This is a genomic window from Cellulosimicrobium sp. NPDC030954 (assembly GCF_055571305.1).
Genome location: NZ_JBVIFN010000013.1, coordinates 1 through 16,258 on the forward strand (window position 1 = coordinate 1; position 16,258 = coordinate 16,258).

The following is a 16,258-nucleotide window of genomic DNA, read 5'->3' on the forward strand; positions in this document are numbered from 1 at the left end:
GGCACCACGCGACAAGAGGAGCACCCGTCCCGGACGACGGTCCGAGGCGGGTGCTCCAACCTGCCACTTGACAGAACGGCCTACATATCAGGCGTCGCCCGCGAGCAGGCGGTCCACCGCGGCGAGGGGGATGGGCTCCCAGTCCGGTCGGTTGCGCGACTCGTAGACGACCTCGTAGAGCGCCTTGTCGAGCGTGAGCGCCCGGACGAGCGCCTCGGACGTCGCGCGGTCGACGCCGGCCGTGTCGGCCCGGTCGTACGCGTCGAGGAACGCGGTGCGCGCCTGGACGGCCCACGCGGCGTCGGGCGCGTGCCCGACGGCGGCGGCGTAGTCGAACGAGCGCACGATCCCGGCGACGTCGCGCAGCGCGAGGTCGGGCCGCGTGCGCTCGACGACGGGGCGCAGCGGCTCGCCCTCGAAGTCGAGCACCTTCCACCCGAACCGGCGGGCGTGCAGCACCTGGCCGAGGTGCAGGTCACCGTGGACGGTCTGGAGCCGGGGGAGCGCGTCGGGGACGCGCGTGACGTTCGCGAGGCGCGCGGACGTGCGGTCCCAGAAGGCGGCGACGTCGTCCGCGCGCCGCGCGAGCGCGCGCGACGACGCGACGGCCTCGTCCGCCCGCCGGCGCAGGTCCGCGACGAGCCAGCGCGCGTCGACCGGCGAGCCGACGTCGAACGCGCGCCGGAGCGCGGCGTGCAGGTCGGCGAGCACGCGCCCCAGGTCGGCCGCGAGGTCGGCGAACGACGCGCCCTGGCCCGCGTACGAGCACGCGAGGTCGAACCCGTCGCGCGCGCCCTCCACGAACTCGCTGAGGATCGCCAGGTGCGCGGACCGCGGCGCGGGGTCCGGGGCGGTGCTCGACGGCGGCGACCCCGGCCCGGCGGTCGGCCCGCCCGGTCGGTGGTCCGGGTCCGGTCCGACGGCGGCCGGGTCGTCCGCCGCGTCCCACGTCACCTCGAGCCACGCGAGCGGGCGGGGCACGCCCGTCCAGCCCTGGGCCGCGAGCGCGCGGGGGATCGTCACGTCGGGGTTGGGGCCGATCGCGATGGCGCGCAGCACCTTGAGCATGCTCCCGCCGGCGACGCCCGGGAGCAGCACCGAGCTGTTGGACTGCTCGACGCTCAGCGCGCGGCCCCCGGCGAGCTCGCGGTCGGGCGCACCGGCGTCGCGGGACCCCGCGGCGCGGGGCGCCGAGCCCGGCTCCTCCCACGCGGCCTCGGCCAGGAGGGCCGCCCAGCAGGCGGGGTGCGTGGTGCCGTCGTGCACGACCCACCCCGGGCCGGCCGGGACGTCCGTGCCCAGGGTGCCGATCGGCGTCGGGCTCCCGAGCCTCGCCGCGCCACCGGGCTCCACGCCCCCGCTCGCGGTGCCCGCGGGTTCGAGCACGAGGGGCACCTGCACGACGAGGTCGACGCCGTCCCCGACGAGCCGCAGGAGGTGGAGCTCGACCCGCGCTCGCCCTGATGCGTCGTCGGGCGGGCCGGCGGCCGGGGCGGACGCCGGGACGTCGAGCGCGAAGGACAACCACGGCACGTGCCGCACGGCGACCCCTTTCACGGGGTACCACCGCCGCGCGGGCAGCCAGTCGTCCAGGAGCGCCATGAGCTCCGCCGAGGGCGGGTCCGTCCGCCGTACCGTCACGCGTGCCTCCCGGGTCGGGTCGCTCTCATGCCATCACGCGAGCGACGAGCCCGCCGCACGAGGACCGGGAGGAGGCGCGCTCACGCGGGGTCGTGCACGACGAGCCAGTAGAAGTCGCGCGACCCCCAGGTCATGACGACGCGCTCGTCGTCGTCGACGGCGGGGAAGTGCGCGCCGCCGAACACGTCGGTGAGCGTCGCCCCGGCGTGACCGGGCAGGTGCACCGCGGCCGAGCGCGCGGTCGCGGAGAGATTCGCGACGCACAGGACCGTCTCGGTCGGCGTGCGGCGCAGGAACGCGAGGATCGACTCGTTGTCGCAGTCGAGCGGCACGAAGTCGCCCGTGCCGAACGCCTTGTGCCGGCGCCGGACCTTGAGCATGCCGTGCACCCAGTGCAGCAGCGACGTCGACTGCTCGAGCTGCGCCTCGACGTTGACGTAGCCGTAGTGGTGCACGAGCGACTGGACGAGCGGCAGGTACACCTTGCCGGGGTCGGCGGTGGAGAACCCCGCGTTGCGGTCGGGCGTCCACTGCATGGGCGTGCGCACGGCGTCGCGGTCGGGCAGCCAGATGTTGTCGCCCATGCCGATCTCGTCGCCGTAGTACAGGCACGGGCTGCCGGGGAGGGAGAGCAGGAGCGCGTGGGCGAGCTCGACCTCCTTGCGCGAGTTGTCGAGCAGGGGCGCGAGCCGGCGCCGGATGCCGACGTTCGCGCGCATGCGCGGGTCGGGCGCGTACCAGCCGTACATCGACGCGCGCTCCTCGGTGGAGACCATCTCCAGGGTGAGCTCGTCGTGGTTGCGCAGGAACGTGCTCCACTGCGCGCCGGGCGGGATGTCCGGCGTGTCGGCGAGGATCTCCAGGACCTGGTTGGCGCGCTGGTCGCGGATCGCGTAGTAGATGCGGGGCATCACGGGGAAGTGGAAGCACATGTGGCACTCGGGCTCGTCCTCGGTGCCGAAGTAGTCCACGACCTCGCGCGGCCACTGGTTCGCCTCGGCGAGCAGGATGCGCCCCGGGAACTCGGCGTCCACCATGCGCCGCACGCGCCGCAGGAACTCGTGCGTCTGCGGCAGGTTCTCGCAGTTGGTGCCCTCGGCCTCGTACAGGTACGGCACCGCGTCGAGGCGGAACCCGTCGACCCCCATCTGCAGCCAGAACCGCGCGACGTCGAGCATCGCGTCCGCGACGCGGGGGTTCTCGAAGTTGAGATCGGGCTGGTGGGAGAAGAACCGGTGCCAGAAGAACTGGCGTCGCACGGGGTCGAACGTCCAGTTGGACGTCTCGGTGTCGACGAAGATGATGCGCGCGTCCTGGTAGCGCGTGTCGTCGTCGCTCCACACGTAGAAGTCGCCGTACGGGCCCTCCGGGTCGGCGCGCGACGCCTGGAACCACGGGTGCTGGTCGCTCGTGTGGTTCATGACGAGGTCGATGACGACGCGCATCCCGCGCGCGTGCGCCTCGCTGACGAGCTCGGCGAAGTCCGACGTCGAGCCGTACTGCGGCGCGATCGCCGTGTAGTCGGAGACGTCGTAGCCGCCGTCGCGCAGGGGCGACGGGTAGAACGGCGGCAGCCACAGCGCGTCGATGCCGAGCCACTGGAGGTAGTCGAGGCGGTCGATGAGGCCTCGGAGGTCGCCCGTCCCGCTGCCGTCGGAGTCGGAGAACGCGCGGACGATCACCTCGTAGAACACGGCCGTGCGGTACCAGTCTGGGTCGTCCGACAGCCCGGGGCGCGCGTCGACGGGCGCCGTCGGCTGGCGGCGTGGCGGGAGCGCCGCGACGGGGACCGGCGCGGTGATGGGCGGCACGGGGGCGGGGCCGGCAGCGGGACCGCGCACGGGGACCGGTGCAGCATCGCGAGGGAACGTCATGCAGGCCTCACGTGCACGACGTGCGCGACCTGGCGCATCGGCTCGAGCCGCACGTAGACGTCCTGGCCCCAGCCGTAGCTCTCGCCGGACAGCTCGTCGTGCGCGACGAAGGACGGCACCCACGGGTCCTGGCCGTCCGCGAGGGGAGGCAGCCCGAGGGTCGCGAGGTCGAGGTGCACGTTCGACTCCTGCGGGGAGCGGGGGTCGAGGTTCACCACGACGACGACCGTGTCCGCCTCGCCGGTCGGCGAGTGCTCGGCGGGCAGGTGCCGCGAGAACGCGAGCACCTGGTCGTTCGTCGTCGGGTGCACGGTGAGGTTGCGGAGCTGGCGCAGCGCGGGGTGGTCGCGCCGGACCTCGTTGAGCCGCGCGAGCAGCGTCGAGATCCCGATCTCCTCGGCGAGCGCCCAGTCGCGCGGCTTGTACTCGTACTTCTCGTTGTCGATCTGCTCCTCGACGCCCGGGCGCGGGACGTTCTCCACGAGCTCGTACCCGGAGTAGATCCCCCACGTGGGCGACCCGGTCGCGGCGAGCACCGCGCGCACCGCGAACCCGGCCACCCCGCCGTGCTGGAGGTACGGGGGGAGGATGTCGTGCGTCGTCGGCCAGAAGCTCGGCCGCATGTACGCGCCCGCCTCTCCCGAGACCTCCTCGAGGTACTCGGCGAGCTCGTCGCGCGTGTTGCGCCACGTGAAGTACGTGTACGACTGGTGGAACCCGATCCGCGCCAGCGTGTGCATCATCGCGGGCTTGGTGAACGCCTCCGAGAGGAACACGACCTCGGGGTTCGTCGCGCGCACCTCCGCGAGCAGCCACTCCCAGAAGTCGAGCGGCTTGGTGTGCGGGTTGTCGACGCGGAACGCCGTGACGCCCCGCTCGATCCACACGCGGACCACCCGCAGGACCTCGGCGTAGATGCCCTCGGGGTCGTTGTCGAAGTTCAGCGGGTAGATGTCCTGGTACTTCTTGGGCGGGTTCTCGGCGTACGCGATCGAGCCGTCGGCGCGGGTCGTGAACCATTCCGGGTGCTCGGCGACCCACGGATGGTCGGGCGAGCACTGCAGCGCGAGGTCGATCGCGACCTCGAGCCCGTTGCGTCGCGCCTCCTTGACGAACGCGCGGAACGTGCGGTCGCTGCCGAGCTCGGGGTGGATCGCGTCGTGGCCGCCGTCCTTCGAGCCGATCGCGTACGGGCTGCCCGGGTCGCCCGGGAGCGCCGTGAGGGAGTTGTTGCGGCCCTTGCGGTGGGTCGTGCCGATGGGGTGGACGGGCGTGAGGTAGACGACGTCGAACCCCATCGCGGCGATCGCGGGCAGGCGCCGGGCCGCCGCGGTGAACGTGCCGGAGCGCCAGCGCCCGTCCTTGAGCCGGCGCGCGCCCTCCGAGCGCGGGAACATCTCGTACCACGCGCCCGCGAGCGCCAGCGGCCGCTCGACGCGCAGGTCGTAGGTGGCCGACGCCGTCACGTGGTCGCGCAGGGGCGCGCGGTCCAGGACGTCGCGCACCTCGGGGGACGTCGCCGCGGCGAGGCGGGCCTCGGCGGGGCGGCTCGCGTCGGCGAGGGCGGCGGCCGCGTCGGCGAGCGTGCGCGCGTCCTGCGGCGACCGGGTGCCCGGGGTGCCGTCGGCGCCCGGGAGGGGGACGGCGTCGGCCAGGACGCGCTCGAAGAGGCGGACGCCCTCGGCGAGCATGAGGTCGACGTCGACGCCCGCGGCGATCTTCACCGTCGCGTCGTGCGCCCAGGTGCCGTACGGGTCGCTCCACGCCTCGACCCGCAGCGACCAGTCGCCGAGGGAGTCGGGGTGCAGCGACGCGCGGAAGCGGTCGAGGCCGGGCGCGACGTCCACCATCCGGGCGGTGCGCTCGGCCCCGTCCGGGGCGACGAGGACGGCGGTCGCGGCGACGGCGTCGTGCCCCTCGCGGAACACGGTCGCCTCGACCGGCACCATCTCGCCGACGACGGCCTTCGCGGGCCACCGCCCGCCCTCGACGACGGGGGACACGTCCAGCACGGGGATGCGGCCGATCGGGGCGGACGGCGCGGGAAGGGGGGAGGTCGCGGGGGTGCGGTGCGGCGCGGGGGCCGGAGGGGTCGACGTCACACGCACAACGTATCGAGGCCCGCGGGGGGCGGGCACCTGGGAGCGCGGGTCGGCGCGTCGCACGTCCGTGCCCGCAGGCGGCGCGCACCGGGGTGAAACTTCATGCAAGCGTTACGTGCGTGTGACGGCGCGAGGGTGTGCAGCGGCCCGAGCCCCCGTAGTCTCGTCCCCGTGAGAGCGATCCGACGGTTCACCGTCCGCACCCTGCTGCCCGCCGAGCTGCGCGACCTGGACGAGCTGGCGCACAACCTGCGCTGGTCCTGGCACGCCCCGACGCGCGACCTGTTCGCCGGCATCGACCCCGAGGCGTGGGCGTCCGTGCACGGCGACCCCGTCGCGCTGCTGGGCGCGCTCGGCCCGGAGCGCCTCGCGGAGCTCGCCGCCGACGGCGCGTTCGTCGAGCGCGTGCGCGCGGCGGCGGCCGACCTGCGCCACTACCTCGACGACGCGCTGTGGTACCAGCAGCGGGCGGCCGCGGAGGACGAGAACGGCCCGCTCCCGGCCGCGATCGCGTACTTCTCGCCCGAGTTCGGCATCACGTCGGTGCTGCCCCAGTACTCCGGCGGGCTCGGCATCCTCGCGGGCGACCACCTCAAGAGCGCGAGCGACCTCGGCGTGCCGATCGTCGGCGTCGGGCTCCTGTACGGCGCCGGGTACTTCAAGCAGTCCCTCACGCGCGACGGCTGGCAGGTCGAGACCTACCCGCTGCTCGACCCGGACGGCCTCCCGCTGACCCTGCTGCGCGACGACGACGGCACGCCCGCGCGCGTCTCGCTCGCCCTCCCGGGCGGTCGGACGCTGCACGCGCACGTGTGGGTGGCCGCCGTGGGGCGCGTGCCCCTGCTGCTGCTCGACTCGAACGTGCCCGGCAACGACGAGGCCGCGCGCAAGGTCACCGACCGCCTCTACGGCGGGGGTGGGGAGCACCGTCTCCAGCAGGAGCTGCTGCTCGGCGTGGGCGGCGTGCGCGCGCTGCGCCTGTGGTCGCGCCTCACCGGCGCGCCGGCGCCGGAGGTCTACCACACGAACGAGGGGCACGCCGGGTTCCTCGGCGTCGAGCGCATCCGCGAGCTCGTCGAGCAGGGCCTCACGTTCGACGAGGCCCTGGAGGCCGTGCGCGCCGCGACGGTCTTCACGACGCACACGCCCGTCCCGGCCGGCATCGACCGGTTCGGCCGCGACCTCGTCACGCAGTACTTCGGCGGCGACATGGCCGTGGACGGCCTGCCTGTGGAGCGGGTCCTCGCGCTCGGCGCCGAGGACTACGACGGCGGCGACCCGACCGTCTTCAACATGGCCGTCATGGGACTGCGCATGGGCGGCCGCGCGAACGGCGTCTCGCTGCTGCACGGCGAGGTGTCGCGGGGCATGTTCGAGGGGCTGTGGCCCGGGTTCGACGCGCGCGAGGTCCCCATCACGTCCGTGACGAACGGCGTGCACTCGCCCACCTGGGTGGACCCCGCGTTCGCGGCCCTCGAGGCCGAGCGGCTCGGGCTCGACGAGCTCACGGCCGACGACGCGTCGTCGGGCTGGCTGCGCGGTGAGGGCGAGGGCGGCGTGAGCGACGGCGAGCTGTGGGCGGTCCGCCGCGAGATGTGTGGTCGCCTCGTCGACGAGGCCCGCCGCCGCGTGCGCAAGTCGTGGCGCGAGCGCGGCGCGACCCCGGCGGAGCTGGGCTGGGTCGACGACGTCCTGTCGCCCGACGTGCTCACCATCGGCTTCGCGCGCCGCGTGCCCACGTACAAGCGGCTCACGCTCATGCTGCGCGACCCCGAGCGGCTCAAGGCGCTGCTGCTGCACCCCGAGCGCCCCGTGCAGCTCGTCGTGGCCGGCAAGTCGCACCCCGCCGACGACCAGGGCAAGCGGCTCATCCAGCAGCTCGTGCGCTTCACCGACGACCCCGAGGTGCGCCACCGCATCGTCTTCCTGCCCAACTACGACATCGCCATGGCGCAGTCGCTCTACCCGGGCTGCGACGTCTGGCTCAACAACCCGCTGCGTCCGCTGGAGGCGTCGGGGACGTCGGGCATGAAGTCGGCGCTCAACGGCGGCCTCAACCTGTCGATCCTCGACGGGTGGTGGGACGAGTGGTACGACGGCGAGAACGGCTGGGCCATCCCCACCGCCGACGGCGTCGAGGACCCCGACCGCCGCGACGACCTCGAGGCGTCCGCGCTCTACGACCTCGTCGAGCAGCAGGTGGCGCCGCGCTTCTACGACCGCACCGCCGACGGCGTCCCGGACCGGTGGCTCGAGATGGTGCGGCACACGCTCGCCACGCTCGGCCCCAAGGTCCAGGCGACGCGCATGGTCGGCGAGTACGTGACGCGCCTGTACGCGCCCGCCGCCGCCGCGGGGCGGGCGCTCGCGGCCGACGGGCTCGCCCCCGCGCGCGAGCTCGCGCACTGGAAGAACGCGGTCCGTGCGGGCTGGTCGCGCGTGCGGGTCGACCACGTCGACTCGTCCGGCATCGGCGAGGTGCCGCAGGTCGGCGACCGGCTCACCGTGCGCGCGTACGTCTCGCTCGGCGACCTGCGCCCCGAGGACGTGCAGGTGCAGGTCGTGCACGGCCGCGTCAGCGAGGCCGACGTCATCGAGGAGTTCACCGCCGAGCCGCTCGCGCTCGCCGAGACGTACGAGGCCGGCCGCTACGCGTTCGCCGGTGACGTCGTGCTCGACGCCTCCGGCCCGTTCGGCTACACGGTGCGCGTCGTCCCGACGCACACCGGCCTCCCGAGCGTCGCCGAGCTCGGCCTCGTCGCCAACGCCTGACGCCCCGCTGCCGAGGTAGAGCCTCCGGTCGCGGCGTAGAACACCCGGAGTTCTACATCGCGACCGGAGGCTCTACCTCGTGGGAGCCGGTGGCCGGGACGAGCCCGCTGGGCGCGGTCGACGGTTGTCCACAGGTTCCTGGCCGGCCCTGGCTGCGGCCGGCGTGCTCGGCCATTCTGTGCCCGTGAGCACGGACGAGCACGAGGTCGAGCAGACGCGTCGGACGGTGAGTCGTCCCCGGGACACGCGGCACCCGCCCCGGCGAGACGACGACGCGCGTGCTTCCGTGCCGTTGCCGTCGGTGGTCCGGTTCTCGGCAGAGCGGCGCGCCGAGATCGCGGCCGCGGTCCGCCGCGGCACGCTCGTCCGGGTGCGTCGGGGTGTCTACGCGGCCCCGCCGGCTTCGGTGGCTCCGCCGGCGCGGCGTCGGCGCGACGCCGTCGTCGCGCGTGCGGTAGCGCTCGCGGGACGGTTGACGACGGACTACTGGTTCAGTCACTCGACCGCTGCAGTCCTGCACGGGCTGTGGACCTGGCGGCTCGAGGACGAGGTCCATGTGACGCAGCTCGGGAACCCGTCCGTGCGCCGGACCGACTCGGGGTTCCGCAGGCACTGGACGGCGCTGCCCGAGAGCGACCGCTGCGAGCTCGACGGTCTGCCGATCACCTCGCTGGAGCGCACGATCGTCGACTGTGCTCGTTCTCTCAGCCCGACGGCGGGCGTCGTGGTCGCGGACTCGGGGCTCCGTGCCGGGGCTGACGTCCAGAAGGTCACGGCCGTTCTGGACGCAGCCGCCGGTGGGCGTGGCGTCCAGCGCGCACGGAGGGTCCTCGCCGAGGCCGATCCCCGGTCGGAGTCGCCGGGCGAGAGCGTGGTGCGCTGGTTGGTGGTCGACGCGGGCCTCCCGCACCCTGAGCCGAACCTCGCGGTGACGACCTGGCGAGGCACGTACCGGCTGGACGTCGCGTGGGCGACGTACCGCGTCGCGGTCGAGTTCGACGGAGCCGTCAAGTACTCCGGCGGCGAGTACGGCGACCCGCGGGACCGCCTGCTCGCGGAGAAGACCAGGCACGACGCCCTGACGGAGGCAGGGTGGTTCGTCCTGCGGGTGACGTGGAACGACCTCGCGGAACCCGACGTCCTCGTTCGCCGGATCCGGGCTGCGCTCGCGCGACGCTCCGCGAGATAGAGGCTCCCGCAGCGAGGTAGGGCTCGCGGAGCTCTATCTCACGACCGGAGGCTCTATCTCGCGGGTGTCGAGGAGGGTGAGGTAGCGGGAGCGGGTGCGGACGACGTCGGCGAGCTGGGTCTCGATGCCGTCGACGAACTCCTCGCGGTAGACCGCGTCGACCTGCACGGAGATCGCGTAGTAGAGGCCGGTGAAGGTCGCGATGGCGACGGAGACGCGCAGGAGCGTCTGCGTCACGACGAGGTCCGCCCCGCCGACCCCACCCCCGCCCGCGAGCGAGAGCGTCTGCTGCCAGGTGCCCCCGTCGACGTCCCACAGCGCCATGACCTCCGGCGTCACGGTGAGGGTCCCCAGCGCCATGAAGAACACGCCCATGCCGAGACTCACGACGAGGACCTGCAGGAGCTGGCTGCTGGCGATCATGGTCGCGAGGTTCGCCGTCTGGCCGCGGCTGAAGCGCGTCGCGCGCTCGTGCCCGGGTAGCCGCGCAGCCGTCTCGGCGAGGGCCTCGCGCGCCTCGCCCGGGGAGCGCAGCGCGACGAACAGCACGACGAGCAGCGCGAAGAACGCGCCGAGCACGAGGTCCGCGACGCCGTGCGTGCGGTCGAACACCTGCCAGACCTCGGCGTTGTAGAACAGGACGAGGGAGAACACGAGCAGCAAGGGGAGCAGCCGCACGAGGCGCAGGAGAGCGGCGCCGAGCTCGTCCGTGACGCGCGCGAGACCCCACCACAGCGACGACAGCACGCCGTACCCCACGACGACGCGCACGACCCCGAGCAGGACCAGGTTCCCCACGACGGTGAGCAGCGCCTCGTCCCACTGGCCGCCGAACACGAGCGGCAGCAGCGCCGGGACGAGCACGAAGAACGCGAGCTCGGGGAGGCCGACCGACTGGGGGAGGGTCGACCACGCGCGGCCGCGCACCACGTTGAGACCCGCGTAGGCGCCGGCGACGATCGCGGCGCCGCCGAGGAGCGCGAGCGCGTTCGCCCAGGCGGGCCAGCCGGAGCGGAGGGCGCCGGTGAGCTCGGCGAGCAGCACGACGAGCAGGAACGGTGCCGACCGACCGAAGACGTCACGGTCCACGGAGTGACCCTCGACGAGGAGCGGGAGCCCGTTGCGGCGGAAGACACGTTCGCACGCAGCGACGTCGGACGGGTCGGTCTCCGGCTGCGTGCCGGACTCCTGGACGACGCCCGGCCCGGCCGGTTCGCCGTGCCCGACCGGTCCCGTACCCGAGGCGAGGGCAGGTCGTCCGGGTCGGGACGCGTCGTCGTGCACGCTCATGCTCGGTGACCCTACCGGCCGTGGCACCTCGCGCGACGGACGACGACAGCCGGCCCCCAACGACCAGGTGCTGTCTCGCGTGGGTTCAGCCGAGCTCCGCCGCGAGCGAGCGGCCCGCGACACGGCCCGAGTAGAGGCAGCCGCCGAGGAACGTGCCCTCGAGCGCGCGGTGGCCGTGCACGCCGCCGCCGCCGAACCCGGCGGCCTCGCCCGCGGCCCAGAGCCCGGGCAGCATGGAGCCGTCGGCGCGCAGCACGCGCGCGGACGTGTCGGTCCACAGCCCGCCGAGCGTCTTGCGCGTGAGCACCGAGAGGCGGACGGCGAGCAGGGGCCCGTCCTTGGGCGTGGTGAGCGGGCGCGGGGGCGAGACGCGGATGAGCCGGTCGACGCGGTAACGCCGCGCCATCGCCGTCGCGACGACCTGCGGGTCCTTGCCGAGGCCGGTGCGGACCTGCTCGTCGCGCAGGTGGACGATGCGTGCGAGGGCGTCGCCGTCGACGTGGCCGCGCGAGCCCGGCGTCGCGTCCACGAGCGCGTTCATCCCGGCGGCGAGCTCCTCGGGCGTGTCGGCCCAGACGAACTCGGGCGACTGCTCGGCGAACCGCGCCACCGGCCCGACGGCGCCCGGCAGCACGCGCTGCGCGAGCAGCCGGACGTCCTTGCCGGTGAGGTCGGGGTTCTGCTCGGAGCCCGACAGCGCGAACTCGGTCTCCATGATCGCCTTGTTGAGCACGAACCAGGAGTGGTCATCGCCGCGCTCGGTGACGTGCTGGAGCGCGCCGAGCGCGTCGAACCCCGGGAACAGCGGCGCGGGCAGCCGGTTGCCGTCGGCGTCGAGCCACAACGAGCTCGGGCCGGGCAGGATGCGGATGCCGTGGTCCGTCCACACGGGGGAGTGGTTCGCGATGCCCTCGGGGTAGTGCCACATGCGGTCCTCGTGGACGAGCGCGGCGCCCGCGTCGGCGGCGACGCCGATCATGAGCCCGTCGGTCGAGTCGGGGACGCCGGAGAGCATGCGGGCGGGCAGGTGGCCGGCGGACCGCGGCCAGCGCGAGCGCACGAGGTCGTGATTCGCGCCGATCCCGCCCGACGTCACGACGACGGCGCTCGCGGCGATCTCGACCTCGCCGACCACGTCGCGCGACGACGGGGCCCCGCGCTCCGCGTCGGACGGCGCCAGCACCTCCGCGCGCACGCCCGTCACCGCGCCGTCGGTCACCACGAGGGACGTGACCCGGTGCCGGAACCGCAGGTCGAGCAGGCCCGCGGCCCGGGCGTCGAGCGCGGCGCGGACGAACGGCTCGAGGATGCCCGGCCCGGTGCCCCACGTGACGTGGAACCGGGGGACGGAGTTGCCGTGGGCGCCCGCCGCGGACCCGTCGGCGCCCGAGCGCACCGGGTACCCGCCGCGCTCGGCCCACTGCACCAGGGGGAACCACCGCACGCCCTTGTCGTGCAGCCAGCCACGCATCTCGCCCGCGGCGAAGTCGACGAACCCGCGCGCCCACGCGTACCCGTGGCGGTCGGGGCCTTCTCCTCGGTCGGCGCCGGGCGCGAACTGCGCGGACCCGAGCCAGTCGTCGAACGCGAGCTCGGCCGAGTCCGTGACGCCCATGCGCCGCTGCTCGGGCGAGCCGACGAGGAACAGGCCGCCGAACGACCACCACGCCTGACCGCCGAGGCTCGCGGCCGGCTCCTGGTCGAGCAGGACGACACGACGCCCCGCCGCGGTGAGCTCGGTCGCCGCGACGAGCCCGGCGAGGCCGGCCCCCACGACGACGATCTCGGGATCCTGGATCGCGGGAGAGCTGACGGAGGAGTCGACCGCGCTGTCACTCATGCGGGAACACTAGAGCACCAGGTCGTGCGACGTCAGCCGCGGTCGTGCGGTCCGCGACCCCACACCCGCCACGCGACGGCGAGCCCGACGGAGAGCAGGACCAGACCGACGAGCACGATCGCTCCCTTCGCGAGGGCGTCGTGCACGAGGAGCTCGACGACGTCGTCGCCGTCCGCGCGCACCGCCGCGCTCCGCAGCGTGGCGCTCACGGGCGGTGTCGGTCGGTCGGACGCTCGTCCCGGGCCGCCGTACCGCGCGCGCCCAGGAGGTGGTCGACAGCGGCACGCGCGACGGCGCGCGCGACCGGTGCGGCCTGCTCGCGCGCGGCGTCGAGCCGACCCCGGCGCCGCAGGACGAGCGCGACGACGAACAGGACGAGAGCGGCCACGACGATCGCGGCGACGACCAGGCCGAAGCGGACCAGGAGCAGGGTGGACAGGGTCTCCACGACGACCTCCGAAAGTTAAGTAGCACACTTGTGATAAAAAAACGTATCACAGGCGTGATAGAACGACCCCATGCCGAGGATCGTGGACCCCGTCACGCGACGGGAGGAGATCGTCACCGCCGTCCTGCGGCTGACGGCGCGCGAGGGACTCGCGCGCGCGTCGTTGCGCAAGGTGGCCGACGAGGCGGGCCTGAACGTCGGCTCCGTGCGGCACTACTTCGCGTCGCACGAGGAGCTGGTTCTCTTCGCGATGGTGTCCATGGTCGACCGGGTCTCCGGACGCGTCCGCCGGCACGTGGCCGACGCGCAGGGGTGGACCGCGCGCCCGTCCGGCGAGCGCCGTCGCCTGGTCCAGGCCCTGGTCGAGGAGCTCCTCCCGCTCGACGACGCCCGGCGCGACGAGGTGTCGGTGTTCGTCGAGTTCACGGCCGCGGCGCGGACGGACCCGACGCTCCAGGAACAGGCCCGACGCGCTGCCGAGGGCACCCGGTGGGTCCTCGGGCAGGTGCTGGCGGGGCACGTCGCCGGCGGGGGGTTACGCCCGGGGCTCGACGTCGAGACCGAGACGGCCCGCCTGTGGGCACTGGTCGACGGCGTCGCGACCCAGGCGGTCCTCCAGCCGCACCTCGCCGGGCCCGCGACGTGCCGGGCCGTGCTCGACGCGCACCTGCGCAGCCTGGAGGCCGACGGCTACGACGACGCGCCCCGCGCCACGTAGACGCGCAGGCTCAGGGCCTCGAGCCCGACGACGTCGCCCGCGCGGGCGGTGCCGTCGCCGTTCGCGCGGTCCCGGTCGTCGGGGTGCTCCCAGTCGGAGTCCCACGCGAGGTCCCAGCGCTCGGGGTCGCCGCCCGACGCCGCGCGCACGCCCGGGAGCGTGACGTCCACGGGGTCGAGGGCACCGACCAGGACGACGAGCACATCGGCGTCGCCGGGCTCGGGCGCGGTCCGCAGCATCTGCAGGGTCCGGACTGCGGGGTCGTGCCACGCGGCGTGGTCCAGGAGCTCACCGTCGGCGCCGAACCAGACCAGGTCGGGCACGCCGACGCGGTCCGCCCCGCGCGGCGTCGCCGCGTCCGTCGCTGCGCCCATCGCGGTGTTCGTGGCGGTGTCCGTCACGGCGTGCGTCGGGCGGGGCCGACCGGTGAAGAAGGTGTCGGGCCGCAGCGCGGGGTGCGCGCGGCGCAGGGCGAGCAGGTGCCGCGCGGTCGCGAGCAGGTCCTCGCGCCACGGGGACAGGTCCCACGACACCCAGGACGTCGCGTCGTCCTGGGTGTAGGCGTTGTTGTTGCCCCGCTGGGTCCGACCCATCTCGTCGCCCGCGGTGAGCATCGGGACCCCGGCGGCCAGGACGAGCGTCGCGAGCAGGTTGCGGATCGACCGGCGGCGCAGGGGCGCGATCACCTCGCCGATCCCGATCCCGATCCCGCTCCCGAGTTCGTCGAGCCCGGCGCCGGGGCCGCCGTCCGTCCGTGCGTCGAGGGCCGCGACCGGGCCCTCGAGGCCGTGGTTCCAGGACCGGTTGTCGTCGGTCCCGTCGCGGTTGTCCTCGCCGTTCGCGAGGTTGTGCTTGTGGTCGTACGCGACGAGGTCCGCGAGCGTGAACCCGTCGTGCGCGGTCACGTAGCTCACCGAGGCGACGGGCCCGCGCAGCAGCGGCGGGTCGGAGCGGCCGAACAGGTCCGCGGAGCCCGCGAGCCGGGTCGCGAGGTCGCGCACGCCGTGGCCGGGCCGCCCGTGGGACGCCTCGCGCGCGTCGGCGAGCCAGAACTGGCGGGCCGCGTCGCGGAACCGGTCGTTCCACTCGGCGAGCGGGGGCGGGAACTGACCGGTGCGCCAGCCGCCCGGCCCCACGTCCCACGGCTCGGCGACGAGCTTGAGCCCGCACAGCACCGGGTCGGTCTGGAGCGCGACGAGGAACGGGTGGTCGGGGTCGAACCCGGCCGACCCGCGCCCGAGCGTGACCGCGAGGTCGAAGCGGAACCCGTCGACGCCCACGACGTCCGCCCAGTACCGCAGCGAGTCGAGCGCCGCGCGCACGACCGCCGGGCGCCGGAAGTCGAGGGAGTTGCCCGTCCCGGTGACGTCCGCGAGGCGCGCGGGCGCGCCGCCGTCGTGCAGGTAGTACCCGGCGTTGTCGAGGCCGCGCCACGACAGGTGGTAGCCGTCCGCGCCGCCCTCGCACGTGTGGTTGTGCACGACGTCGAGCAGCACCTCGATCCCCGCCTCGTGGAGCAGGTGGACCATGCCGCGCACCTCGTCGAGGACGGCGCCGGGACCGGCCTCCTGCGCGGCGCGCGTCGCGTACGCGGCGTGGGGCGCGAAGAACCCGAGCGTCGAGTACCCCCAGTAGTTGGTGCGGCCGCTCGCGAGCAGGTGCGGCTCGGGGACGTTCGCGTGCACGGGCAGGAGCTCGACCGTCGTCACGCCGAGGGTGCGCAGGTGCTCGACCGTCACGGGGTGCGCGACGCCCGCGTACGTGCCGCGCAGGTGCTCGGGCAGCGCCTCGAGCCGCTGCGTGAGGCCGCGCACGTGCGCCTCGTAGACGACGGTGTCGCGCCACGGGACGCGGGGCCGGGGCGCGAGCGCGCCCGCGGGCTCGGCCACGACCACCGCGTGCGGGACGAACGGCAGCGAGTCGCGCGCGTCCGCCGGGCCGTACGGGTCGTCGCCGGCCTGCCCGCGGATCGCAGGGTCGTCGACGAGCTCGCCCACGAGGCCTCGCGCGTACGGGTCGACGAGGAGCTTCGCGGGGTTGTGCCGGAGCCCGGCCGCGGGGTCCCAGGGGCCGTGGACGCGGAACCCGTAGCGCTGCCCGGGGCGGACGCCCGGGACGTGGGCGTGCCAGACGCCGTACGCCGGCCCGGCGAGCGGGACGCGGCGCTCGCGGTAGCGGGCGGGGTCGTGGGCGGGCCGCGCCGCGTCGACGACGTCGACGAGGCACAGCTCGACGGCGGTCGCGTGCGAGGCGAGGACGGCGACGTCGACGCCGTCGCCCGCGACGCGGACGCCGAGCGGCGGCACGAGGGCGTGCCGGTCGACGCGTCCCGGCGCGGCCGGGAGCGCGGGCTCGCCGGTGGCCGGGGGGACGGGGCTCGGGTC

At 74.6% G+C, this 16,258-nt stretch carries 11 protein-coding genes; 3 read left to right on the top strand and 8 right to left on the bottom strand.

The genetic code is table 11. The features are described from left to right. Positions 1–87: 87 nt before the first annotated feature. The 3 genes from ACZ402_RS18370 to ACZ402_RS18380 form a co-directional block, all read right to left on the bottom strand. Positions 88–1,641: an aminoglycoside phosphotransferase gene (locus ACZ402_RS18370; protein ID WP_375825606.1), complete on the bottom strand. Its 1,554-nt coding sequence runs from the start codon at positions 1,639–1,641 to the stop codon at positions 88–90. Between the two features lie 80 nt (positions 1,642–1,721). Further along, positions 1,722–3,515, bottom strand: coding sequence for a maltose alpha-D-glucosyltransferase (treS, locus tag ACZ402_RS18375; RefSeq protein WP_375825607.1), 1,794 nt, complete (start codon positions 3,513–3,515; stop codon positions 1,722–1,724). Further along, a complete protein-coding gene (locus tag ACZ402_RS18380; protein ID WP_375825608.1) occupies positions 3,512–5,617 on the bottom strand; it encodes an alpha-1,4-glucan--maltose-1-phosphate maltosyltransferase in 2,106 nt (701 codons plus the stop codon). The genes treS and ACZ402_RS18380 overlap by 4 nt, the downstream gene beginning before the upstream one ends. Before the next feature lie 171 nt (positions 5,618–5,788). On the opposite strand from ACZ402_RS18380, the gene glgP reads away from it, so the two are divergent. Both glgP and ACZ402_RS18390 read left to right on the top strand, forming a co-directional pair. Beyond that, entirely contained in the window at positions 5,789–8,389 is a 2,601-nt protein-coding gene (gene glgP, locus ACZ402_RS18385) for an alpha-glucan family phosphorylase (protein ID WP_375825609.1), read from the top strand. A 184-nt stretch (positions 8,390–8,573) separates the two neighbouring features. Further along, the gene (locus ACZ402_RS18390) at positions 8,574–9,578 is read left to right on the top strand and encodes a hypothetical protein (protein WP_375825611.1); all 1,005 of its coding nucleotides are present in this window, start codon (positions 8,574–8,576) and stop codon (positions 9,576–9,578) included. 33 nt (positions 9,579–9,611) lie between these two features. On the opposite strand, the gene ACZ402_RS18395 is transcribed toward ACZ402_RS18390, so the two are convergent. The 4 genes from ACZ402_RS18395 to ACZ402_RS18410 form a co-directional block, all read right to left on the bottom strand. Then, positions 9,612–10,868: a hypothetical protein gene (locus ACZ402_RS18395; protein ID WP_375825612.1), complete on the bottom strand. Its 1,257-nt coding sequence runs from the start codon at positions 10,866–10,868 to the stop codon at positions 9,612–9,614. 85 nt (positions 10,869–10,953) lie between these two features. Next, positions 10,954–12,708, bottom strand: coding sequence for an FAD-binding dehydrogenase (locus ACZ402_RS18400; protein ID WP_375825613.1), 1,755 nt, complete (start codon positions 12,706–12,708; stop codon positions 10,954–10,956). A gap of 32 nt (positions 12,709–12,740) precedes the next feature. After that, positions 12,741–12,917: a hypothetical protein gene (locus ACZ402_RS18405; protein ID WP_375825614.1), complete on the bottom strand. Its 177-nt coding sequence runs from the start codon at positions 12,915–12,917 to the stop codon at positions 12,741–12,743. Then, on the bottom strand, positions 12,914–13,156 hold the full coding sequence (locus ACZ402_RS18410) for a hypothetical protein (RefSeq protein ID WP_375825615.1): 243 nt from the start codon (positions 13,154–13,156) through the stop codon (positions 12,914–12,916). Before ACZ402_RS18410 ends, ACZ402_RS18405 begins: the two co-directional genes overlap by 4 nt. Before the next feature lie 70 nt (positions 13,157–13,226). On the opposite strand from ACZ402_RS18410, the gene ACZ402_RS18415 reads away from it, so the two are divergent. After that, entirely contained in the window at positions 13,227–13,874 is a 648-nt protein-coding gene (locus ACZ402_RS18415; protein ID WP_375825616.1) for a TetR/AcrR family transcriptional regulator, read from the top strand. Here the strand turns inward: ACZ402_RS18415 and glgX are convergent. Then, a complete protein-coding gene (gene glgX, locus ACZ402_RS18420; RefSeq protein ID WP_375825667.1) occupies positions 13,847–16,180 on the bottom strand; it encodes a glycogen debranching protein GlgX in 2,334 nt (777 codons plus the stop codon). The genes ACZ402_RS18415 and glgX overlap by 28 nt on opposite strands. Positions 16,181–16,258: the final 78 nt, after the last annotated feature.

Excerpts from the sequence above, each read along its gene's own strand:
- treS (WP_375825607.1), bottom strand. The coding sequence starts at position 3,515 with ATGACGTTCCCTCGCGATGCTGCACCGGTCCCCGTGCGCGGTCCCGCT.
- ACZ402_RS18395 (WP_375825612.1), bottom strand. The coding sequence starts at position 10,868 with ATGAGCGTGCACGACGACGCGTCCCGACCCGGACGACCTGCCCTCGCC.
- ACZ402_RS18400 (WP_375825613.1), bottom strand. The coding sequence starts at position 12,708 with ATGAGTGACAGCGCGGTCGACTCCTCCGTCAGCTCTCCCGCGATCCAG.
- ACZ402_RS18415 (WP_375825616.1), top strand. The coding sequence starts at position 13,227 with ATGCCGAGGATCGTGGACCCCGTCACGCGACGGGAGGAGATCGTCACC.